Origin of the sequence: Pseudomonas sp. SJZ131, assembly GCF_007828705.1 — a bacterium.
Taxonomy (GTDB): Bacteria; Pseudomonadota; Gammaproteobacteria; order Pseudomonadales; family Pseudomonadaceae; genus Aquipseudomonas; species Aquipseudomonas prosekii.
In genome coordinates, this window is the sequence record NZ_VIVC01000002.1 from 569,986 (window position 1) to 590,267 (window position 20,282).

The following is a 20,282-nucleotide window of genomic DNA, read 5'->3' on the forward strand; positions in this document are numbered from 1 at the left end:
ATGTCATTTACCCAGAAGCACCTCGACGCGGTTGAGGCGGCCATCGCTCGCGGCGAGAAAACCGTGCGCTACACCGACCGAACCGTGGAGTACCGCACCGTCGACGAGCTGCTGAGGGCTCGTGAAGAGATTCGCTCCTCGCTGGTCAATGCCGCTGGAGCGCGCTCGCGTGTCGTGCGGCTATACCACGGAGGCAAAGGACTCTAATGGCTCGCTATCCGACGCTGACCCGTAACGGATTCGTGTTGCCGTCGAACATCAAGGCCAGCTATGAGGGCGCCGGGGAAGGGCGCCGATCCGCTGGCTGGGATGCTCCGGACAACGGAATCAACAGCATCAACACCCCGGCACTGCGCAATTTGCGCTCGCGTTCACGGGCGGCGGTTCGCAACGACCCGTATGCCTTCAACGTAATCGACAAGCGTGTCAGCAACTTGATCGGCACGGGCATTACGCCACGGCCGACGACCGATGATGATGCTTTACGCAAGCTGCTGCAGGAGTTGTGGGGCGATTGGGTCGATGAATCAGACGCCGATGAGCGCACCGATTTCTACGGCCAGCAAGCCTTGGTCGCGCGCACGGTGGAAACCTCGGGCGAATGCTTCGTGCGGTTGCGACCGCGCAGTCAGAACGAAGGTCTGGCCGTGCCGCTGCAGTTGCAGATCCTGGCGCCGGAGTTTGTGCCGCACGACAAGTTTGAATCCACCAAAAACGGCAACGTTATCCGCGCCGGAATCGAGTTCACGCCCGGCGGGAAACGGGTGGCGTACTGGATGTACCTGGCACATCCGCGCGATGCGGCATCACTGAACGCCGGTTACAACCAACTGGTGCGCGTCCCGGCCGCCCAGGTGCTGCACATCTTCGAGCCGGTCGAGCCCGGTCAGTTGCGAGGGGTGCCGCGTTTGTCGCCGGTGCTCAAACGCCTGCGCAGCCTCGACAACTACGACGATGCGGTGTTGTTCCGGCAGGAAGTGGCGAACTTGTTTGCTGGCTTCATCAGTCGCCCTGCGCCGGACTCTGGGCAAACGCCACGCGATCCGGTTACCGGCCAGTTGCTGGATCTGGATCGAGACGGCTTCACCCCGATGGTGGCGCTGGAGCCCGGCACGATGCAGGAGCTAGGACCAGGTGAGGAAGTCGAGTTCTCCAAGCCGCCGGATGCGGGCAACAACTACCCCGACTTCATGCGACAGCAACTGATGGCGGCCGCCGCCGGTTCTGGTACGCCTTATGAAATTCTCACCGGTGACATGCGCGGGATTAACGACCGAGCATTGCGGGTGGTACTGACCGAATTTCGACGCCGCCTGGAACAACTGCAATTCAGCGTTTACGTCCACCAACTGTGCCGCCCGGTTCGGGCTGCCTGGATGGACATGGCGGTGCTGTCGGGTGTCTTGCAACTGCCTGCTTACGCGCAGAAGCGCCGCGACTACCTGCGTACTCGTTGGGTACCGCAGGGCTGGGCTTACATCCAGCCGGTGCAGGACGTGCAGGCACGACGCATGGAAGTGCAGGCCGGCTTCGCTTCGCGTAGCGAGATGGTCCTGCGCACCGGCTACGACGCCGAAACCGTCGACGCGGAAAACGCCGCTGACCTGGCCCGTGCCACGGCACTGGGCCTCAACTACAACACCCTCGATCCCGTCGAAACCAACGACGACAAGGAGCAATGATGAGCAAGAAAGCGCGACCGCGCATCTACAACCGGGCGGGCAAGCAGGTGCAGGTCGAAGACAAAACCTGGTACGCGGTTCAGGCCAGCGGCGAGGCCACCTCGCGCGTTATCGAAGTCTTTGTCTATGGGGAAATCGGCACCTGGGGCATCACCGCCAATCAGTTCGTGCAGGACCTGCGCGCCATGGACGACGGCGTGTCGCCGGTGGTCGCGGCGTTCAACAGCATCGGCGGGGATCTGTTCGACGGGTTGGCAATGCATAACGCACTGTCGCGTCTGGGCGAGCGCTGCACCGGCCGGATCGACGCGTTGGCCGCCAGTGCTGCCAGCGTGGCGGTGTGTGGCGCACACAAGGTCGTGATCGCGGCCAACGCCATGCTGATGATTCACAACCCTTGGACCTACGCGGCCGGGGACGCTGACAACTTCCGCAAAGTGGCCGACGTGCTTGACCAGACGATGGAGGCGATCATCGCGGCGTACAAGGCCAAGGCGCCCGACGTTGATGAGGTCGAACTGCGGCGCCTGGTTGCTGCGGAAACTTGGCTCACCGCCAATGAAGCGGTAGCCCTGGGCCTCGCCGATGAGGTCGGCGACGGGGTCAAGGTCAAGGCCTGCATCGGACAGGGCGCGGTGTTGCAGCGGTTTCAGCACGCGCCGGCAGAGTTGCTGGCCCAGCTCGACGAACCGCCTGAAGAGGATCCCGAAACGGATCCTGAGCCGATCGAGCCGCCACTGGTTCCGATCGTGGTCGACTCGGCCAAATTGGCGTTGATGATCACCCAGCGTTGCGCGGCGGCAGGCATCAGCAACCTGATCGAGCCGTTGCTCAATTCGACCCAGCTCGAAAGCGAAGAGATCGTCTTGGCCGGCTTGACCCGCGCCAAAGCGGTGAATGACCTCTGCGTGGCCGCCCGCTTGCCGGAGTTCAGCGCCGAATACGTCGCGGCGGGCCTGGATGCTGCGGCGGTGCGCGCGCGCCTGTTCGACAAGATTGTCACCAGCGGTAAGGGCTTTGAAATCGACAACAGCCTGCCGCTGGACAATGACCCAGCACCGAAGGTGCTGGCCAAACAACCTGATCCCACTTCGATCTGGGCTTCGCGACAAGCGGCTCAAACTGGAACCGCGCACCGCGCGAAAGGAGCAAGAGCATGACGATTAAAAAAGAGCCGATCCACGCGGGTGAGTTTCTCCTGTCCGAAGGCGCGGGGAACATTTCGCGAGAAACGATCAACGTCGCCGCAGGCCCTGCGCTGAACCCGGGTCAAGTCCTTGGGCTGGTGACCGCCTCCGGCGAATTCGCACCGTATGACCCGGCCGCTGAGGATGGTTCGCAGGCGGCTGTTGCGATTCTCTACGGTCCATTGGGCGAGTCGGACATCGTGCGTCGGGGACGCGCCGTGGTGCGGATGGCGGAGGTCAGCGAAGTGCACCTGACCGGGCTGGATCCGGAGGCCGAGAAGGATCTGGCCACTCATTCTTTGATCGTTCGTTAAGCCCCCTCAGCCCTGTTCACCCAACCCGCCTTGAGCGGGTTTTTCATTTCTGGAGAGTACCCATGGCCGACATCGCCATTTTTGACGACGAAGCGTTTACCGTGACTGCGCTGACTGCCGCACTCAATGATCAACCCTACCTGCCGGGGCGCATCAGTGCCTTGGGCCTGTTTCGCGAGGAAGGGATCACCACCCTGACCGTGCAGATCGAAAAGGACGGCGACACGCTGGCCTTGGTCCCTGCCGGTGAGCGAGGCAGCTCCGGCCTGGTAGTCGCAGCCAGCAAGCGCAACCTGATCCCGTTCAACACCGTGCACCTGCCGGAGCGCTTCACCATCAAAGCCGACGAAATCCAAGGCATTCGCGCCTTCGGTACTCGCACCGAGTTGCAGGCGGTGCAGGACGTGGTCAATGCCCGTTTGGCCAAAGCACGCCGTCAGTTGGACGCGACCCACGAATTCCAGCGCATGGGCGCGCTCAACGGCCTGATTCTCGATGCCGATGGCAAGACGGTGCTGCTGGATCTGTATGACCGCTTCGGTGTGTCGCGTCAGAAGTTGTCCATGGGCCTGGCCGATCCGAGCACTGAGCTGCGGGTCAAAAGCGGTGAAGCGTTGGACATGCAGGAAGATGCGCTCGGCAGCGTGACCAGCACCGGTTCTCGCGCCTTCTGCGGTAAGAATTTCTGGAACAAGTTGATCGTGCACAAGTCGGTCAAAGAAACCTATCTCAATAGCCAACAAGCAGCCGCCCTGCGTGGCGACGCGCGGGAGAGTTTCGAGTTCGGCGGCATTATCTGGGAGCGTTACCGTGGCAAGGTTGCCGGTGTGTCTTTTGTTCATGACGACAAGGCGCTGCTGATTCCTGAGGGCGTTCCGGATTTGTACCTCTCGGTGTTTGCGCCGGCTGACTACATGGAAACGGTCAACACGCAGGGCATTCCGTACTACAGCATGATCGAGCCGCTGCCATTCAACAAAGGCATGGCCGGTGAAGCGCAGTCCAACCCGCTGCACCTGTGCACTCGGCCTCGCGCACAGATCCTGCTGGAGCTCTGAGCGTGAGCTTTCGCGACCTGGTCGCCGAGGTCGATGCGGTGGTTTTCGAGACGCTGGGCGATACCGCACGGATCGAGGGTCGCGAACAACCAGTGTTCGGCATGTTCGCCGCGCCTTGGTTGCAGCCCAAACTCGGCAAGCTCAACACCGGTTTACGTGAACCTCGTTTCGAAATCCGCGTCAGCGATTCGGTGGGGCTTGAGCGTGGTCAAATGGTCAGCATCGATTTGCCTGCTTTGGATGGCGGCGGCGATTACGACCTGGTGCAACTGGAGCCCAGCGGCGACGGCTTAGTCGCCTTGATCCTGAGGATGCGCCCATGAGTGTCGGTAGCCATTTCAAACCCTCGGCCGGCGGTGGGATGATTTCTATCCAGTCTTCGGCGGCCGATCTTCTAGCGTTTCAGGACTTCGCCAAGCTGGTGCCCAAAGCCGCCGCGACGGCGCACCGGCGCGCGATCAACAAGACGTTGGGATGGTTGCGTACGCACATTGCCCGAGCCGTCAGTCGACAAGAGCGCATCGCCGTTGCGGCGGTGCGTCAGCGGTTGCGCAGTTACCCGGTGTCAGGTGGCGCTTCGAGCGGCAAGCTCTGGTTTGGTTTGAACGCCATTGAGTCCAGCCGGATCGGCCGAGCGCGGCAGGCTGGCAGTGGGGTGTCAGTGGCAGGTCGGCGCTATCAAGGCGCGTTTCTCAAGAAGGTCTATGGCAACAAACCGGACATCTGGATCCGCACGGCGAGCAAGCATTTCAATGGCGACGATTACCCCGACAGCACGGTATCACCTGGGCACGGGGCGAGTTCCGGTTGGGTTGCTGAAAACGGCAGCCGCTTTCCGCTGGCGAAAGCCAAAGTCTCGCTGGAGCAAGCCCGACCGCACTTCGAAAGCTGGGTGCGAAAAGCCGATGAGCGCCTGTTGGAAATCCTGAAACAGGAGCTCAACTTCGAGCTGCAGAAGTACCTCAAGAGGATCGCGTAATGCCCGACGAGCCCTTTAATCTGGAGCTGCTGTATCACGCGGTGGAACACCACTTGAAGGCCAATCTGCCGGGGGTTCTGACCGTGAGTGCCTGGCCGAACATCCAAGACCGTATCGCGTTGCCGGCGGTGTTCTTGGAACTGGCTGAGATTGAGCCAGGTGTCGACATAGGCACCGGTGAAACCACGTTGGTCTGCAAATTCGAGGCGCGCATCATCGTGGACCCGATCCGGCCGCATCATCAGCAGCAGGCCGTGCAATTGGCGACCCAGCTTGCCGTGATACTGCGCGCGCAGACGTGGGGATTGGAGGTCGAGCCGGCGGAGTTTGTGCAGGCCCTGCAGGACTGGACGCAACCAGCGCTGGATGGCTACACCGTCTGGCTGGTGGAGTGGACGCAGCAAGTCTACCTCGGTCCGCAAGAATGGCCGTGGCCTGACCAGCCACCGGGCTCACTGCTGTTCGGCTTTAACGAGGATGTTAAAGAGAACTTCGTCCCCTCGGGGGAAATGTGAGCTACGCAAGCGCCCAGCACGATCGCATGCTGGCCGGGGTGGTCAAGGCGTGTTACGTGGTGGCGGTTGATCTGGCGGCATCGCCACCGGTGTGCCGCGTCTCGGATGGCGAGTGGACCAGCGCTTGGGTGCGCTGGCACAGCATCGCCGCCGGCAAGGCGCGGCACTGGCGGGCGCCGTCCCTCGGCGAGCAGGGAGCGTTGATCAGTGCCAGCGGTGAATTGGGGCAAGGAACCTTCATTCCCGGTCTGTACGGGAATGCTGGCCCGCCGCCGGATAACCGCGACCATGTGGAAGTCTGGCGGTTTGATGACGGCGGCTCGCTGGTCTATGACTGGCAGGCCAAGAGCTACACCATCACGCTGCCGAGCGGCACGATGACCATCAGGGTCGGCGGGACGCAAGCGGTCGTAACTGATAGCGCCGTTACCGTAACGTCCGGGACCATCAACCTGAAAGGGGCGGTGAATATCGACGGTCCGCTGCACGTTACACAGAACATCACCGGCGACATGGCGATCCTCGACACGACGGGGAACAGCAACCACCACAAGCATTAATTTCAACCACGACAGCCCGCCAAGCGCGGGTTTTTTCATGCCTGGAGAAGCACATGTCCAAGAACCTCAACACGCCTGTCAGTGAAGTTCAATCGCAGCTCGACGTGGCAGAACGCCCGCTGACGCTGGCAGCACCGACCACTCAGTTTTTGAAGTTTCGCGACAAGGTTTACACCTCGCGCACCCTGATCATCCCGCCAAGTAACCGCACGTTGTTGGTGGCGAAGGCACAGGTCGAGGTAGCGCCGGCCGATGCCGAGGCGTTGGCTTACCTCAAGGCCAGCGCGGAATTCGAGCCTCTGAAGGAGTGATGTAGATGATCGGAATGGATCGCCAGACAGGCCAACCCATTTCCGGCATCGACCATTTGCGGCAGTCCATTGCTGACATTTTGGGCACGCCGTTAGGCAGCCGCCGGCATCGGATGGACTACGGCAGCAAGTTACGGCGGTTTATAGACTTGCCTGTGAACGAAGGCTGGAAAAGCGCGGTACAGGCTGAAGTCGCTCGCTCCCTGGGGCGCTGGGAGCCGCGTTTGAAACTGGATCAGGTGCGTGTTCTGTCGGTGTTAGGTGGGCGAGTCAATCTGAAGATCGCCGGCGTTTACCTGGGCGACGGCGTCACGCTGGAGGTGGCCGTATGAGTATCGTGGATCTGTCGTCATTGCCGGCGCCTACCGTGCTGGAACCGCTGGACTTCGAAGAGGTTTACGAAGAAAAAATAGGCGTGTTTCGCGGCTACATGGGCGGCAACTGGACGGCCAAGCTGGAGAGTGATCCGGTGGTCAAGGTGCTGGAGGTGGCCGCTTATATCAAGGTCGGCAACCGTGCCCGTGTTAACGATGCCGGCAAGGCCGTTTTGCTCGCGCACGCCATCGACGGCGACCTCGATCACCTGGGCGCGAACGTCAATTTGAAGCGCCTGGTTGTCCAAGCCGAGGATCTGCTGGCCGTGCCGCCGGTGCCGGAGGTCAAGGAAGAAGACGACCCGTTCCGCGAGCGTATCCAGTTGGCCTATGAGGGCCTGACCACGGCTGGCCCGCGTAACAGCTACATCCTGCACGCCCGTAACGCCTCGGGATTGGTGGCGGACGCCACGGCCGAAAGCCCGGCGCCGTGTTTCGTTACGGTAACGGTGCTGGGTTTGGAAGGGCAGGGCGTGGCCCCGCCTGAGCTGCTGGCTGCGGTGGCCGCCGCGCTCAATGACGACAATGTGCGGCCGGTGTGCGATCGGGTCACGGTGCAGAGCGCCCAGGTGATTCCCTACAAGATCGAGGCGATTTTGCACATGGCTGGCGCTGGCCCTGAAGCGGATGCCAGTTTGGCCGAAGCGATAAGCCGGTTGGCGGCGTGGATCAACCCGCGCAAGCGGTTGGGCGTTGAGGTGGCGCGGTCTGGCGTAGACGCCCAGTTGCACGTTGCCGGCGTTTCCCGGGTCGAGCTGGTCGGATGGCAGGACTTGGCACCGACCAAGGCGCAGGCGGCGTTCTGTACGGGCTACACCGTCAAGTTGGCGGGCTGATATGAAAAGTCTACTGCCGCTTAATAGCACGCAACTGGAACGGGCCATGGAGGCCGCGTTTTTCGAAAAGACCATTGTCCCGCTGCGCGATCTGTACAACGCCGATACCTGTCCGGTGCATTTGCTGCCGCACTTGGCGTGGGCGTGGTCGGTGGACCGCTGGGATTACCGGTGGAGCGAGGCGACCAAGCGCGCGGCCATTAAGGCCTCTTACTACATCCACGCTCACAAGGGGACCATCGGCGCGCTGCGCCGGGTAGTTGAGCCCCTGGGCTACCTGATCGAGATTATCGAGTGGTTCAAGATGGTGCCGGAGGGCATCCCGGGCACGTTCGCGCTAAAGGTCGGGGTTCTCGACACCGGCATCACCGAGGAAATGTATCAGGAGCTTGAGCGGCTGATTGACGACGCCAAGCCGGTCAGCCGGCACCTGACGGGTCTGGCGATCAGCCTCGAAACTCAAGGCAATTTGAACATTGCGGTGTCCCTCTATGAGGGCGACGAAATCGACGTTTACCCGCCGGTCATGCGTGACATTGAGGTCACTGGCAGCTTCGGTGTGGTTGGCCGCGAACACTCCATAGACACCCTGGACGTTTATTATGATTGATGCGAATTCCCAGTTTTTCGCCATCCTCACGAAAGTGGGGAGAGCCAAACAGGCGAATGCCGACGCACTCGGTATTCCCTGGAAAATCACCGAAATGGGCGTGGGTGATGCCAATGACACCGACCCGATCCCAAGCGAGGCGCAAACGCGGCTGATTAACGAGTGGCGGCGCCGTCCGCTGAATCAGCTGCGCATTGACCCGGCCAACACGGCGGTGATCATCGCCGAGCAAATTATCCCGGCCGATGAGGGCGGGCGCTGGATTCGCGAAATCGGTCTGTATGACGCTGACGGGGATCTGGTGGCGGTGGCCAACTGCGCGCCGAGCTTTAAGCCGATGCTGTCGCAGGGCTCCGGCCGCACCCAAGTGGTGCGGATGAATTTCATCGTTTCCAGCACCGGCAACATCACGCTCAAGATTGACCCGTCGGTGGTGCTGGCCACCCGCGACTACGTTGATAAGAAAATAATTGATATTCCGGCCGCCTCAACCACCAAGTTTGGCTTGGTGCGGTTGGCTACTCAGGAGGCCGTTGACGCTGGTGATGACAAATCGTCGGCTGTTACCCCGCTTACGTTAGCGGTGCGTTTAGCCACGGCCCTCACATCTATCCCGGCGGCTACCGTTGCTTTTTTTGGCTTGATGCGGCTGGCAAATCAGGAGCACGTTGATGCGGGAACGGATACAGCAAGAGCTGTTACGCCGGCAACGCTGGCTTCGCGATTGTCTGCGGCCATTGGCGCTATTCCAGCGGCAGCTACCGCCGTGTATGGCCTTGTTCGTTTGTCGACTCAGGAGCAAGTTGATACTGGTGCGAATTCGGTTACGGCGGTGACGCCGGCGACGCTCAAGGCCCGATTGTCTGCGGCTATTGGCGCAATCCCAGCGGCCGCTACGGAGGCGCTTGGATTGATTCGGCTAGCGACTCAAGAACAAGTTGATACGGGTATTGATACGACGCGAGCTGTCACGCCGGCAACGCTGGCGGCGCGGTTGGGTGCCGCCATTGGCGCCATTCCAGCGACTACGGCTGACGTGCTTGGCCTAATTCGTGTGGCGACTCAGGCGCAAGTGGATGCAGGCACGGAAATGGCTGCGGCGGTCACGCCTGCGACGCTGAAAGTTCGGATGGGGGCATGGTTCAAGTCGGTTAATAACGTTGTTGCAAGCCGTGCATTGAACGTCACCTATACAAACACTACTGGCCGATCGATGATCGTTAACGTGGCATTGGTAACAACGGCGGTGAATCAGACCTGCGCGCTTGTCGTCAACGGAGCCACGATGTTCGGAGGGTCTTTTCCCTCTGCTGGTTTTAGCATTGCCGGGACTTTTGTGGTTCCCGCCGGTGCGACCTACTCGGTTCCGCCCGGCTCCTACACGCTTCAGACCTGGTATGAGGTTTCGTAATGCATTACTTCGTGGATGGTGGCAAAAAAGTTTTTGCTTTTGATAAAGAAAAGGATGCGCCTAAAGGTCTATCCCCGATCGGAGCTGCTGAAGCTTTGGCGCTGGCGGCGGGGCCGCCTGCCGAGGTGGATTATCCGGCCTTGATCGCAGCTGAACGGTACAAGCGCGAAGGCGTAGGCATTACCGTTGATGGCTTTTTAATAGATACGACCCGAGACGGCCAGGCCCTGATCGCCGGTGCTGCGGTGTCGGCGATCCTTGATCCGGCTTACTCCTGTAGCTGGAAGACCGGCGCCGGCTTTATCGAGCGTAATGCGGCTCAGTTAGTGACGATCGCGACAGCCGTTCGGGAGCATGTTCAGGCCTGTTTCGATCGCGAGCGTGATTTGTTGAACTCAGTCAAGATCGGAGAGTTTCGGGGAGATATGTTGGCACTCGGTTGGCCGGATTCGCCGCCTAAGACAGCGCTTGATCCTGAATCGATCGCCGAATAAACGCCCCGCACTGACGGGGCGTTTTCTTTTCCGTTACGCGTAACACGAACAACCCTAGCAGCCTCGCTTATGCGGGGCTTTTTCGTTTCTGGAGATCGAGCTTTATGAGTTTCTTTCACGGCGTTACCACCACTTCGGTCGATACCGGTGCGCGCACCATTTCGCTGCCGTCGTCTTCTATCATCGGGCTTTGCGCCACCTTTACCCCGGGCGTCCTCGGCGGCGGTACGGCCAAGGCTGGCGAACTGAAGCTGATCACCACCGAGCGCGAAGCCATTGCCGCCTTCGGCGCGGACTCGGCTATCACGAAAGCCTGCCAGGCGATCTACACCAAGGCCAAGGCGGTGATCGTCGCCATCGGCGTGCCCAAGATGGAAGACGCGGCGCTGCAAACCTCGGCGATCATTGGCGGCGTTCTAGCCTCGGGTCAGCGTACCGGCCTGCAAGCGTTGCTCGATGGTAAAAGCCTGTTCAACGCCCAGCCGCGGCTCTTGATTGCCCCGGGCCACACCGCCACGCAAGCGGTGGCCACCGCGCTCGATAGCCTGGCGCAGAAGCTGCGCGCGATCGGCATTCTCGACGGCCCAGGTACTACGGATGAGGCCGCCATGGCTTACGCCGATAACTTCGGCAGTCGCAACCTGTTCATGGTCGATCCGGGTGTGCAGTACTGGGACACCACCCTCAGCAAGACGGTGGATGCGCCGGGCTCGGCCTGGGTAGCGGGCTTGTTCGCCTGGACGGATGCGGAATACGGCTTCTGGGGGTCGCCGTCGAACAAGGAGTTAACCGGCATCACCGGCACCACTCGCGCAGTCGAATACCTGGACGGCGACGAGACGTGCCGAGCCAACCTGCTGAACAACGCCAATATCGCAACGATCATCCGTGACGACGGTTACCGCCTCTGGGGCAACCGCACGCTGTCGAGCGATCCGAAATGGGCGTTCGTTACCCGCGTTCGCACGCTGTTCATCCTGATGGATGCGGTACAGGCCGGGCACAAGTGGGCGGTTGACCGCTCGATCACGAAAACTTACGTCAAGGACGTCACCGACGGGCTGGACGCATTCATGCGCGACCTGAAAGCCCAGGGCGCAATCATCAACTTTGAAGTGTTCCCGGATCTGGAGCTGAACACGGCCAGCCAGATTGCCCAGGGCAAAGTTTACTGGCGCATCCGCTTCACCGACGTGCCGCCGGCAGAAAACCCGAATTTCCTTTTCGAAGTCACCGATCAGTGGATGACCGAAGTTCTTGAAGCAGCCTAAGGGGCCACGTAAATGATTCCTCAAACTTTGTTCAACACCAACCTGTTCGTCGATGGCGTGAACTTCACCGGCGACGTGCCGAGCCTGACGCTGCCCAAGCTGACCACCAAGACTGATGCGTATCGCGCTGGCGGCATGGCCGGCGAGATTGAAATGGATCAGGGCCTGGAAAAAATGGAGGCGTCCTTTGTCACCAAGGGCATTCGCCGTGAGTCGCTGAAGTTCTTCGGTCTGGCCGACGGCACGGCGTTCAACGCGTCGTTCCGTGGTGCCTTCAAGGGGCAGAAGGGCACGGTGACCGCTGTCGTGGCTACCCTGCGCGGCCGGCTCAAAGAGGTCGATCTGGGCGACTGGAAGGCCGGCGACCCTGCGGAGATCAAGCACGCGATCGCCGTCAATTACTACAAACTCGAAATCGACGGTCGCCTGATGTACGAAATCGACATGGTCGCCGGTATTCAGGTCATCGACGGCAAAGACCAGCTCGCGGAAGTGCGCACCGCACTCGGCCTCTGAGGGAATAGATCCAGATGACTCAAGCAATTAAGAAAATGCCGGATTGGCTGGTGCTCACCGGTGAGCACGCTGTCGTGACCCTGTCGCGTCCCAGCGAAGCCAACGGGGTGAAGGTCGAGAAGGTCACCCTGCGCGCACCGACGTTGCGCCAGGAACTGGCGGCTGATGCGGCCGTGCAGGGTGATGCAGAGCAGCGCGAGTTGCTGCTGTTCGCCGGGCTCGCGGAAATGGGTATCAAAGATATCGAAGGCCTGAAGCTGGTCGACTACCACCGCTTGCAGGCCGGTTACGAGCAACTGGTGCCGCAATTCTCGGACGCCAAAGAGCAAGCCGCCTGGCTCTCCGTCACGCCGGATAACGCGCTGGTGACGCTGTTATGTCCCGTCGAAATCAACGGAGTCATGGTCGATAAGTTGGTCATGCGTTCCCCGACTGTGCTCGATGTTCGGGCGGCTAATCGTGAGTCGGGTGGTGATGAAGTGCGCCGCGAAGTGGTGCTGTTCGCCAATTTGACCGGCGTCAATGTCGGCGAGCTGGAGGGCCTGAAGTTGGTGGATTACTACCGTTTGCAGGCCGGCTATTTTCGCCTGGTGCGCGACGATGGGGTTTGATCCCAGCGTCATAAAAATGGCCGCGAAACGTCTGGCGGCGGAAACCGGATTTTCCGCCGCCGAGATTCAGTCAATGCCGTTTGCGGAAATGGTGTGGTGGCTCACGGACTGAGCCGCCTTCGGTAAGGCTGTGCAAATAGGGGCCATGACATGGCGAACAAAATCGCCCTCGGGCTGGTGATTGGTGGTGCCGTCAGTTCTTCGGTCGGCGCTGCATTCAAGGATGTGACAGGGCGGATCAAGCGCCTTGAGGCGGAAGGCGCCAAAGCGCGCGTATTGCAACGCACAATTGGCGACACTATCCGCTTGCGTGAGGAGTGGAAAAAAGCCCACGACAGCGGCGCCGCCGGCGCGTCCAAATTGCTCAACCGGTTGAACTCCAACCTCGACAGCTTGAAAAAACAGGGCGTTGAAGTCGGGCGTCTGGAGAAGTCCTATCGGGCCATGGGGCAAGCGGCCAACAAAGCTGAGTTGAAAGCCCGGGGGCACCAACAAATCAAGGACGGTTCTGACGGCTTGAAAAAGACGGTCGGGGCCGCTGTCGTGGGTATCGGTGCTATGGCCGTGCCGACGAAGGTCAGTGCGGACTTCGGCGCGATCGTTCGTGACATCGCGATCAAGGCCGGCATTGCCAACAAGCCTCAAGAAAAGGAGGTATCGCGCAAGATCATTGATACCTCGCGTGAAACGGGGATGGCACGTAACGACGTGGCCGACGTGGTCAACCAGCTGGTTGGCGCCGGTATGGATTTAAGCAAGGCGCTGGAGTATGCGCCGGTCGCGGCCAAATTCGTCGTTGGGCAAGGGTCCAGCGGCGTCGATACGGCGAAAATGATCAATGCCCTCGGGCAGAACGCAAAGATCACCGACCCGAAGCAGATGCAGCAGGCCCTTGAGGCGATCGCCTTTCAGGGGCAGGCGGGCAGCTTCGAAGCGGCCGACATGGCCAAATGGTTCCCTGAACTGCTGGCCAACATGAGCGGCCTGGGTATCACCGGCATGGATGCGGTGACGCAATTGGGCGCCATGCTGCAGGTGCAGATGAAGTCTGCCGGCGGCGCTGATGAGGCGGCCAACAACCTGAAAAACTGGATGGGCAAAATCGGCTCGACCGATACCGTCAAGGCGTATGAAAAGGCCGGCATCGACTACAAGGGCTCGATGCAGACCGGTTTGCAAAACGGTATGTCCACGCTCGAAACCAGCATGGCGTTGGCGCAGAAGTACATTCAGGCGACTGATCCCAAGCGCGCGGCCGAGATGGCCAAGGCGACGGCGGATATCAGTCAGCAAGCGGACCCGGAGAAAGCCAAGGCCATGATGGCCTCTCTGGAAGCGTCCCTGCGCACGGGCGACCTGTTTGCTGATATGCAGGTCAAGGCCGCGCTGTCGGCGTATATGCAGAACAAGGCGCTGTACAGCCAGCTTAAAAACGACTCGCGCGACGCAACGGGCATCCTGGACAAAAACCTCAGTGAGCGGCGCGAAGCGTCCTCACAGAAGTGGGCCGAAATGGCCCAGTCGATGGATGACGCCATGCGCAGCGTGGGGGACGCGCTGCGCCCGGTCACGGACGCTGTGGCCGAAACGTTGACCAAAGTAACCCGGGGCATCACGGCGCTGTCTGACAGCACGCCCGGGGTGGTGTCGGGCGTTGCCCTGGTCGGTGGCGCACTGGTCACTCTGTCGGGGCTGTTCAGTTCCTTCAAGATGGGGAAAGGGCTGTTCAACCTGGCGCGCGGTACGTTGGGCGGCAAGGGCAAGGCCGGCGAAATCCAAAAGGTTTTTGTCACCAACGCCCAGGACGGCGACAGCGATGGCGATGGCAAGGACGATGCGCCCAAGGGCAAAGCCGGCAAAGCGTTGTCACTGGTGGAAACCGGTCTGAAGGCGGTGGCAGCCCTCACGGGTAAAGCGGTCGATGGCGACGAGGATGGCGACGACGCGGACGGCAAGGGCGAGAAGGCCGGCAAGTTCGACCTGATATCGACCGGCCTCAAAGTGGTGTCGATCGCCAAGGAGGCGGTTTCCGGCGGTGACGATGACGACAAGGGCGGCGCTTCGGGCTCTGATGACGACGGCGTCAAAAAGGTGTTCGTGGTTAACGCGAATGCCATGGGTGGCGGCGGTGACGGCCCGGGAGAAAAACGCCGGCGCGGTCGTGGTGGGCGTCGCGGCGCTGCACGGCGTTTGGGCGGATCGTCCCGGGTCGGTGGTGGCTCGCGATCGCGCATCCCTGGGCCACGTCCGCCGGTGGTGCGATCGCCGATCCCGGGACCGCGTCCGCCAGTGCCGGGGGCACGTCCTCCGGTAGTGCGCTCGCCGATTCCGGGGCCACGTCCACCGGTGCCGGGTTCGCCTGTTCCGGGACCACGTCCACCCGTTCCGCGTCCGCCCATTCCGCTGCCGCGTCCACCCGTGCCGCCGATTCCACCGGTGCCGGTTCCGGCCGGTGCGATGGCCAAGCTGGGCGGGGTGGTGCAGGCGGTTGGCAAGATTGGCAAAGCCGCGAAGATGATTCCCGGCGGTTCGCTGATGGAAGCCGGCGCCATGGCGTTCGATACCTATGAAAACGCCAAGACCAAGGACGAGAAGGCCGAAGGCTATGGCGCCGCCGCCGGTTCGCTGGCGGGCACCATGGCGGGCGCAGCAGCAGGCGCGGCCATTGGTTCGGTGGTGCCGATCATCGGTACGGCCATTGGTGGCTTGATTGGCGCGTACCTGGGCAGCCAAGGCGGCCAAGTCCTCGGCGGTGCTGTGGGCAAGTCGCTGTTTGGGGGCGAGGATGAAAAGCCCGAGGACAAACCGCCCGAGAAGCCCGCCGCACCGATCACGCCGTTACTACTGGCGCCGCGTCCGGGGCCAGCGGTTCCCAGCTTGGCCACTCTGACCCGGCCGGTTAATGGCGCGGCCGTTCCGGGCGACCAGGCGTACGGTTCCGGTGCGTTGCTGATGGCTTCGGCCCCGGCGCCGCAAGAGCCGGCGCTGGGCGACGTGGCCCGCGCCTTGGCCGTGCAGGCGCAGGCCAAGCCGGCGGCCGTGGCCATTAAGCCCAAGGAGCCCGAGAAGCCTGTGCCGGCGAAAGTGGATCAGCAGTTTCAGTATTCGCTGAACATGCCGGTTACGGTCCAGGGGGATGTCAAAGACCCGCAACGCTTGGCCCAAGACTTGATGCCGCACATGCGGCTGATGATGGCGGATGCGGCGAAACAGAACGCCGCCAAGCTCTACGACGAACCGCACCTTTAAGGAGGCCGCATGGCGTATATGGAACAGTTGCAATCGGGCCTCAAGTATCTGGTGGACGCGGGGGAGGCCGGCCGGCGCAGTGCCGACGGCATGCTCGGCCCGGTCAACGGCGCGATCAGTGAAATTACTGGCGCGGCGTCCGAGCTGGAAAACATCCCGTTCGTGGGGCCGGCGATCGGCGCCAAGCTTCAGCGGGTCATGCGCGGGGTTAACGCGGCACAGGCCAAGGTCGGCCAGGTCGTCGCGGTCTATGGCCGCGCGACCCGGGCGGCGGCCGAAGTGCAGGAGCGATTAGGGGTGCTCAAGGAACAGGCTGGCAAGGCGGCGACGGCGATCAATAACATCGCCGGCAAGGTCAGTCCGGCGTTGGCCAACATCGTGCCCACCAGCGCCTTTGCCGGTGATGCGACGCCGGCGCCGGAGGCGGTGAAGCCGTTCCCGCACCTGATGATCATTCAGCCGCGCGACCCGAAGCTGGAGCCGTATTACTTCAATCTGGACACGGCGGCGTTTGACGAGCTGAGCCGTTCGACTGAATTCCGTTGGGCGTCCCAGGAACGACTCTCGCGCCGCCCGGCACAGCAGGCGGTCGGCCAAGGCGATGAGAAAATGACGCTAAAGGGCACGATCTACCCGGGTTTCAAGGGCGGCCTCAAGCAGCTCGATACGCTGCGCTCGATCGGCGCCAGGCTTCAGCCGCTGACTATGACCACGGGTTATGGCGAAGTGATTGGCACCTGGTGCCTGAAGACGATCAGCGACGAGCAGGGCGCGTTTTTGCACGGCGGGATTCCGCGTAAACAGGGGTTCACTTTGGAGTTTGTGCGCTATGGCGACGACATGCAGAACGTCTGATGGGGACATGCTCGATGTCATTTGCCATAACTATTACGGGCATTTGAACGGCAGCACCGAGGCCGTGCTTGATGCCAATCAAGGCTTGGCCGATGAGTCACAGCCGTACCGCACTGGCGTGGTCATTGTTCTGCCGGATCTGCCCAGCCCGACCGCCGAGGTTGTCAGCTTGTGGGATTGATCTCGATCGTCGCCGGCGACGCGTTGCGTTACGCGTAACGGTCCTTTGTTTTCTTGCCCGCCTTGTGCGGGTTTGTTTTGGATGAAATTCATGACCCCGACTTTTCGAATCGTTGCTGACGGCGCCGATGTGACGGCCAAGATCAATGATCGGTTGTTGTTGCTGCGCACCTCGGACAAGCCGGGGATGGACTCCGACGAGTTTGAGTTGCGTATCGATGACCGAGACGGCCAGGTGGTGCTACCTCGGCGCGGCAGTTCTATCGAGATCTATTTGGGCTATGTCGAGACGTCCCTGGTGCGCCTGGGGCGTTATGCGGTGGACACGGTCGAGGTGTCCGGCCCGCCGGATACGATCGTGATCAAAGGCAAGGCCAGCGACATGCGCGGCAGCGGTAAGACCATCCGCAGCGGCAGTTGGGAGGGCGTGCCGCTGTCGAAGATCGTGGCCGATGTCGCGGCGCGTAACGGCTGGGAGCCGGCGTGTCCGGTGACCACGAAAGTCGCTCGCGTGGACCAGCTCGGAGAGTCGGATTTCAATTTCATCACGCGCCTGGCCAAGCAATACGACTGCACGGCCAAAGTGGTCGACGGCAAATTGATGGTTATGCCGCGCCAAGGTGGCCAGACGGCCAGCGGCAAGTCGTTCGGGGGGATCACCCTGACGAAAAGCGACCTCAGCCGCTGGCAATTCAGCCTCGGCGATCGCAACTCGCACAAGGCCGTGGCGACCAAGCATCAAGATAAAAAGAGCGGCAAGTTAGAGGTGGTCACGATCGACAACGAGGACGCCCCGGAAGGGTTGCCGGCAGTGCATACCGATCGACATATCTACCCGAACAAGACGGCCGCCGAGTCGGCGGCCAAGGCGCGCTTAGCGGCGTTCAATCGCTCGACCGCTGACGTGCGTTTCGAAATGGACGGTCGGACAGACATCTTTGCCGAGCGTCCCATTATTGCCCAGGGTTTCAAGGAAGGCCTTGATGGCGAATATCTGGCTGATTCGGTGGAGCAGGTATTCACCCAGTCCGGTTGGTCGACCACCGTCGAATGCAATGCCGGCAAGAAAGGAAAATCCAAAGGCACGAAAAAGAAAGCCGCGAAACCACCGCTCAAGGTGGTGAGCGTCGCACCGTAAACGCATCCCATGGCCGCCTGTGTGCGGTTTTTTATGTCTGGAGATTTTTTATGTCCGTTACGAAACAACAGCTGCAACGCATCATGCCGAACGCCCGCCGCCAAGCGGGCGTTTTTGTATCCGCCCTAAACGCGGCGATGGCGCATCGGCAAATCAATACGCCGAAGCGTCAGGCTGCATTCTTGGCCCAGCTCGGACATGAGTCGGGCCAGCTGCAGTACGTCCGCGAGCTGGGCGGCGACCAGTACCTGAGCAAATACGACACCGGCAATCTGGCCGCGAACCTGGGCAACACACCAGACGCGGACGGAGACGGCCAATGCTATCGCGGTCGCGGCCTGATCCAAATCACCGGCCGCAACAACTACCTGCGCTGCAGCCTGGCCTTGTTCGGTGATGAGCGATTGCTGCGCACCCCTGAGCTGCTCGAGCTGCCGCAATGGGCCGCCGAGTCCGCGGCATGGTTCTGGTGGGTGCGCGAGCTGAATGCGCTGGCCGATCGGGACGACTTCGACGCGATCACCCGCAAGATCAATGGTGGACTTAACGGATTAGCGGATCGGTGTGAGCTGTGGAAGCGGGCGAGGGCGGTGCTATGCGTCTCGTCGACCTGATTCCAGCACCGTATCGGCTGCTGGCCATCGGTGGACTGCTGGTTGTAGTGGCCGGCGGTTCGGCCACGCTGGCGTGGCAGGTTCAGGATTGGCGTTACGGCCAGCAGTTGGCGGAGCTAGCCCGCCTGCAGGCCGAGACGATGAATCAGCAAACCCAAGCGGCCGCGACGCAACAGCAAGCCGAGCAGGACAAACGTCTGGCCCTGGAGCAACGGCTTTCTGCCAGCGAACAAACCCATTACCGAGTTTTGAGCGATGCCCAACGTGATCAAGGTCGCCTGCGCGACCGTCTTGCCACTGCTGATCTGCGCCTGTCAGTCCTACTCGACACCGGCGCAGTCGCCGGCGGCGACTCAGTGCCAGCCACCACCGCCACCGGCGGCGTGGTTCATGGCGCCACAAGAGCCCAACTTGACCCAGCGCATGCTCAACGAATTATCGGCATCACCGATGCCGGCGACCAAGGACTGATCGCCCTGGCGGCCTGTCAGGCCTACGCCAAAGAAGTCTCAACACCGAAGTGAAAAAGAGCGGCCGGGGTGGATGCGTCAACATCCTACCCAACCGCCGTCCCTGCAGATTGGCCCTGCAAGTCCAGCCAAGGCTCTTACTCCGTGCACGAAGCGCGGCGAGCCTAGCACCTGTTTATCCATACAGTAAAGGTCTTGCTCTCATGTCTACACCCATCATCCCTTGGATGGGCGGCAAACGCCGCCTGGCCGACCGCCTCATTCCTCTCTTCCCACCGCACGAATGCTACGTTGAAGTCTTTGCTGGCGGTGCCGCGCTGTACTTCATGCGGCCCCAGGCCGCGCCGGTTGAAGTTCTCAACGACATTAACGGCGACCTGGTCACGCTGTACCGTGTAGTGCAGAACCACTTGGAAGAATTTGTGCGCCAATTCAAATGGGCGCTGAGTTCGCGCCAGGTATTCGAGTGGCAGAAAATGACCCGCCCCGAAACCCTCACCGACATCCAGCGCGCCGCCCGATTTTTCTACCTGCAGCACCATGCCTTCGCAGGCAAGGTCACCGGGCAGACGTTCGGGACGGCCACCACCGGCCCGGCCATCAACCTGTTGCGGATCGAGGAGAATCTCTCGGCCGCCTGGCAGCGCTTGTCCGGCACCTACGTCGAACACCTACCCTGGCTCGAATGCGCGGAACGCTATGATCGTGCCCATACCTTTCACTACATGGACCCACCTTACTGGCAGACCGCCGGTTACGGCGTGGACTTTCCGTTCGAAAACTATGAACGGATGGCCGACTTCATGCGGCGCTGCAAAGGCAAGGTGATGGTCAGCATTAACGATCATCCTGATATCCGTAAGATATTTGATGGATTTCATATTGAGTATCTTGAGATTCAATACAGCAACAGTAATCAGCGCCTCAACAAGGCAGCCGCTAGCGGGGAATTGGTGGTTTTGAATTGGGATCCTCAACTGTTGGGAGGATTGTTCTAAATATCGCTAAAACAATGCAGAGAATTACCTTTCGAAAAAAGGAACTGCA

26 protein-coding genes are annotated in these 20,282 nt (G+C 61.2%); all 26 read left to right on the forward strand.

The window, feature by feature from the left end; genetic code table 11:
* Positions 1–207: a phage head-tail joining protein gene (locus FBY12_RS09430; protein ID WP_101209236.1), complete on the forward strand. Its 207-nt coding sequence runs from the start codon at positions 1–3 to the stop codon at positions 205–207.
* The gene (locus FBY12_RS09435) at positions 207–1,682 is read left to right on the forward strand and encodes a phage portal protein (RefSeq protein WP_145252699.1); all 1,476 of its coding nucleotides are present in this window, start codon (positions 207–209) and stop codon (positions 1,680–1,682) included. The genes FBY12_RS09430 and FBY12_RS09435 overlap by 1 nt, the downstream gene beginning before the upstream one ends.
* Positions 1,682–2,842: a head maturation protease, ClpP-related gene (locus FBY12_RS09440; protein WP_145252700.1), complete on the forward strand. Its 1,161-nt coding sequence runs from the start codon at positions 1,682–1,684 to the stop codon at positions 2,840–2,842. Before FBY12_RS09435 ends, FBY12_RS09440 begins: the two co-directional genes overlap by 1 nt.
* Positions 2,839–3,183, forward strand: coding sequence for a head decoration protein (locus tag FBY12_RS09445; RefSeq protein WP_145252701.1), 345 nt, complete (start codon positions 2,839–2,841; stop codon positions 3,181–3,183). The genes FBY12_RS09440 and FBY12_RS09445 overlap by 4 nt, the downstream gene beginning before the upstream one ends.
* Before the next feature lie 62 nt (positions 3,184–3,245).
* Positions 3,246–4,241: a major capsid protein gene (locus FBY12_RS09450; RefSeq protein WP_145252702.1), complete on the forward strand. Its 996-nt coding sequence runs from the start codon at positions 3,246–3,248 to the stop codon at positions 4,239–4,241.
* 2 nt (positions 4,242–4,243) lie between these two features.
* Positions 4,244–4,564, forward strand: coding sequence for a hypothetical protein (locus FBY12_RS09455; protein ID WP_145252703.1), 321 nt, complete (start codon positions 4,244–4,246; stop codon positions 4,562–4,564).
* Positions 4,561–5,220, forward strand: a complete 660-nt coding sequence (locus FBY12_RS09460) for a hypothetical protein (RefSeq protein WP_145252704.1) — start codon at positions 4,561–4,563, stop codon at positions 5,218–5,220. Before FBY12_RS09455 ends, FBY12_RS09460 begins: the two co-directional genes overlap by 4 nt.
* Entirely contained in the window at positions 5,220–5,735 is a 516-nt protein-coding gene (locus tag FBY12_RS09465) for a hypothetical protein (RefSeq protein WP_145252705.1), read from the forward strand. The genes FBY12_RS09460 and FBY12_RS09465 overlap by 1 nt, the downstream gene beginning before the upstream one ends.
* Entirely contained in the window at positions 5,732–6,295 is a 564-nt protein-coding gene (locus FBY12_RS09470) for a phage baseplate assembly protein V (RefSeq protein WP_145252706.1), read from the forward strand. Before FBY12_RS09465 ends, FBY12_RS09470 begins: the two co-directional genes overlap by 4 nt.
* A gap of 53 nt (positions 6,296–6,348) precedes the next feature.
* Positions 6,349–6,606 (forward strand): hypothetical protein, encoded by a 258-nt coding sequence (locus tag FBY12_RS09475; RefSeq protein ID WP_178111739.1) that lies wholly within the window; start codon positions 6,349–6,351, stop codon positions 6,604–6,606.
* A 5-nt stretch (positions 6,607–6,611) separates the two neighbouring features.
* Positions 6,612–6,938 (forward strand): GPW/gp25 family protein, encoded by a 327-nt coding sequence (locus tag FBY12_RS09480; protein ID WP_101207319.1) that lies wholly within the window; start codon positions 6,612–6,614, stop codon positions 6,936–6,938.
* A complete protein-coding gene (locus FBY12_RS09485) occupies positions 6,935–7,816 on the forward strand; it encodes a baseplate J/gp47 family protein (RefSeq protein WP_145252707.1) in 882 nt (293 codons plus the stop codon). The genes FBY12_RS09480 and FBY12_RS09485 overlap by 4 nt, the downstream gene beginning before the upstream one ends.
* Position 7,817: 1 nt before the next feature.
* On the forward strand, positions 7,818–8,426 hold the full coding sequence (locus tag FBY12_RS09490) for a phage tail protein I (RefSeq protein WP_101207321.1): 609 nt from the start codon (positions 7,818–7,820) through the stop codon (positions 8,424–8,426).
* Positions 8,419–9,837, forward strand: coding sequence for a phage tail protein (locus FBY12_RS27805; RefSeq protein ID WP_256663290.1), 1,419 nt, complete (start codon positions 8,419–8,421; stop codon positions 9,835–9,837). Before FBY12_RS09490 ends, FBY12_RS27805 begins: the two co-directional genes overlap by 8 nt.
* Entirely contained in the window at positions 9,837–10,331 is a 495-nt protein-coding gene (locus FBY12_RS09500) for a DUF4376 domain-containing protein (RefSeq protein WP_145252708.1), read from the forward strand. Before FBY12_RS27805 ends, FBY12_RS09500 begins: the two co-directional genes overlap by 1 nt.
* 104 nt (positions 10,332–10,435) lie before the next feature.
* The gene (locus FBY12_RS09505) at positions 10,436–11,602 is read left to right on the forward strand and encodes a phage tail sheath family protein (RefSeq protein WP_145252709.1); all 1,167 of its coding nucleotides are present in this window, start codon (positions 10,436–10,438) and stop codon (positions 11,600–11,602) included.
* Positions 11,603–11,614: 12 nt separating this feature from the next.
* Positions 11,615–12,118 carry a phage major tail tube protein gene (locus FBY12_RS09510; RefSeq protein ID WP_145252710.1) on the forward strand — a complete coding sequence of 168 codons (504 nt, stop codon included), beginning with the start codon at positions 11,615–11,617 and terminating at the stop codon, positions 12,116–12,118.
* Between the two features lie 14 nt (positions 12,119–12,132).
* Positions 12,133–12,729, forward strand: a complete 597-nt coding sequence (locus FBY12_RS28010) for a phage tail assembly protein (protein WP_145252711.1) — start codon at positions 12,133–12,135, stop codon at positions 12,727–12,729.
* Positions 12,719–12,841 carry a hypothetical protein gene (locus FBY12_RS27820; RefSeq protein WP_256663291.1) on the forward strand — a complete coding sequence of 41 codons (123 nt, stop codon included), beginning with the start codon at positions 12,719–12,721 and terminating at the stop codon, positions 12,839–12,841. Before FBY12_RS28010 ends, FBY12_RS27820 begins: the two co-directional genes overlap by 11 nt.
* A 38-nt stretch (positions 12,842–12,879) precedes the next feature.
* Positions 12,880–15,978, forward strand: coding sequence for a phage tail tape measure protein (locus tag FBY12_RS09520; protein WP_145252712.1), 3,099 nt, complete (start codon positions 12,880–12,882; stop codon positions 15,976–15,978).
* Positions 15,979–15,987: 9 nt separating this feature from the next.
* Positions 15,988–16,833 carry a phage tail protein gene (locus tag FBY12_RS09525; RefSeq protein WP_145252713.1) on the forward strand — a complete coding sequence of 282 codons (846 nt, stop codon included), beginning with the start codon at positions 15,988–15,990 and terminating at the stop codon, positions 16,831–16,833.
* A complete protein-coding gene (locus FBY12_RS09530; protein ID WP_145252714.1) occupies positions 16,808–17,014 on the forward strand; it encodes a tail protein X in 207 nt (68 codons plus the stop codon). Before FBY12_RS09525 ends, FBY12_RS09530 begins: the two co-directional genes overlap by 26 nt.
* Before the next feature lie 90 nt (positions 17,015–17,104).
* A complete protein-coding gene (locus FBY12_RS09535) occupies positions 17,105–18,151 on the forward strand; it encodes a phage late control D family protein (RefSeq protein ID WP_145252715.1) in 1,047 nt (348 codons plus the stop codon).
* A gap of 50 nt (positions 18,152–18,201) precedes the next feature.
* Positions 18,202–18,765 (forward strand): glycoside hydrolase family 19 protein, encoded by a 564-nt coding sequence (locus tag FBY12_RS09540; protein WP_145252716.1) that lies wholly within the window; start codon positions 18,202–18,204, stop codon positions 18,763–18,765.
* A complete protein-coding gene (locus FBY12_RS09545; protein ID WP_145252717.1) occupies positions 18,747–19,289 on the forward strand; it encodes a lysis system i-spanin subunit Rz in 543 nt (180 codons plus the stop codon). The genes FBY12_RS09540 and FBY12_RS09545 overlap by 19 nt, the downstream gene beginning before the upstream one ends.
* 149 nt (positions 19,290–19,438) lie before the next feature.
* Positions 19,439–20,233 carry a DNA adenine methylase gene (locus tag FBY12_RS09550; protein WP_145252718.1) on the forward strand — a complete coding sequence of 265 codons (795 nt, stop codon included), beginning with the start codon at positions 19,439–19,441 and terminating at the stop codon, positions 20,231–20,233.
* Positions 20,234–20,282 lie beyond the last annotated feature (49 nt).

Excerpts from the sequence above, each read along its gene's own strand:
- FBY12_RS09430 (WP_101209236.1), top strand. The coding sequence starts at position 1 with ATGTCATTTACCCAGAAGCACCTCGACGCGGTTGAGGCGGCCATCGCT.
- FBY12_RS09435 (WP_145252699.1), top strand. The coding sequence starts at position 207 with ATGGCTCGCTATCCGACGCTGACCCGTAACGGATTCGTGTTGCCGTCG.
- FBY12_RS09440 (WP_145252700.1), top strand. The coding sequence starts at position 1,682 with ATGAGCAAGAAAGCGCGACCGCGCATCTACAACCGGGCGGGCAAGCAG.
- FBY12_RS09445 (WP_145252701.1), top strand. The coding sequence starts at position 2,839 with ATGACGATTAAAAAAGAGCCGATCCACGCGGGTGAGTTTCTCCTGTCC.
- FBY12_RS09450 (WP_145252702.1), top strand. The coding sequence starts at position 3,246 with ATGGCCGACATCGCCATTTTTGACGACGAAGCGTTTACCGTGACTGCG.
- FBY12_RS09460 (WP_145252704.1), top strand. The coding sequence starts at position 4,561 with ATGAGTGTCGGTAGCCATTTCAAACCCTCGGCCGGCGGTGGGATGATT.
- FBY12_RS09465 (WP_145252705.1), top strand. The coding sequence starts at position 5,220 with ATGCCCGACGAGCCCTTTAATCTGGAGCTGCTGTATCACGCGGTGGAA.
- FBY12_RS09475 (WP_178111739.1), top strand. The coding sequence starts at position 6,349 with ATGTCCAAGAACCTCAACACGCCTGTCAGTGAAGTTCAATCGCAGCTC.
- FBY12_RS09480 (WP_101207319.1), top strand. The coding sequence starts at position 6,612 with ATGATCGGAATGGATCGCCAGACAGGCCAACCCATTTCCGGCATCGAC.
- FBY12_RS09485 (WP_145252707.1), top strand. The coding sequence starts at position 6,935 with ATGAGTATCGTGGATCTGTCGTCATTGCCGGCGCCTACCGTGCTGGAA.
- FBY12_RS09490 (WP_101207321.1), top strand. The coding sequence starts at position 7,818 with ATGAAAAGTCTACTGCCGCTTAATAGCACGCAACTGGAACGGGCCATG.
- FBY12_RS27805 (WP_256663290.1), top strand. The coding sequence starts at position 8,419 with ATGATTGATGCGAATTCCCAGTTTTTCGCCATCCTCACGAAAGTGGGG.
- FBY12_RS09500 (WP_145252708.1), top strand. The coding sequence starts at position 9,837 with ATGCATTACTTCGTGGATGGTGGCAAAAAAGTTTTTGCTTTTGATAAA.
- FBY12_RS09505 (WP_145252709.1), top strand. The coding sequence starts at position 10,436 with ATGAGTTTCTTTCACGGCGTTACCACCACTTCGGTCGATACCGGTGCG.
- FBY12_RS09510 (WP_145252710.1), top strand. The coding sequence starts at position 11,615 with ATGATTCCTCAAACTTTGTTCAACACCAACCTGTTCGTCGATGGCGTG.
- FBY12_RS28010 (WP_145252711.1), top strand. The coding sequence starts at position 12,133 with ATGACTCAAGCAATTAAGAAAATGCCGGATTGGCTGGTGCTCACCGGT.
- FBY12_RS27820 (WP_256663291.1), top strand. The coding sequence starts at position 12,719 with ATGGGGTTTGATCCCAGCGTCATAAAAATGGCCGCGAAACGTCTGGCG.
- FBY12_RS09520 (WP_145252712.1), top strand. The coding sequence starts at position 12,880 with ATGGCGAACAAAATCGCCCTCGGGCTGGTGATTGGTGGTGCCGTCAGT.
- FBY12_RS09525 (WP_145252713.1), top strand. The coding sequence starts at position 15,988 with ATGGCGTATATGGAACAGTTGCAATCGGGCCTCAAGTATCTGGTGGAC.
- FBY12_RS09530 (WP_145252714.1), top strand. The coding sequence starts at position 16,808 with ATGGCGACGACATGCAGAACGTCTGATGGGGACATGCTCGATGTCATT.
- FBY12_RS09535 (WP_145252715.1), top strand. The coding sequence starts at position 17,105 with ATGACCCCGACTTTTCGAATCGTTGCTGACGGCGCCGATGTGACGGCC.
- FBY12_RS09540 (WP_145252716.1), top strand. The coding sequence starts at position 18,202 with ATGTCCGTTACGAAACAACAGCTGCAACGCATCATGCCGAACGCCCGC.
- FBY12_RS09545 (WP_145252717.1), top strand. The coding sequence starts at position 18,747 with ATGCGTCTCGTCGACCTGATTCCAGCACCGTATCGGCTGCTGGCCATC.
- FBY12_RS09550 (WP_145252718.1), top strand. The coding sequence starts at position 19,439 with ATGTCTACACCCATCATCCCTTGGATGGGCGGCAAACGCCGCCTGGCC.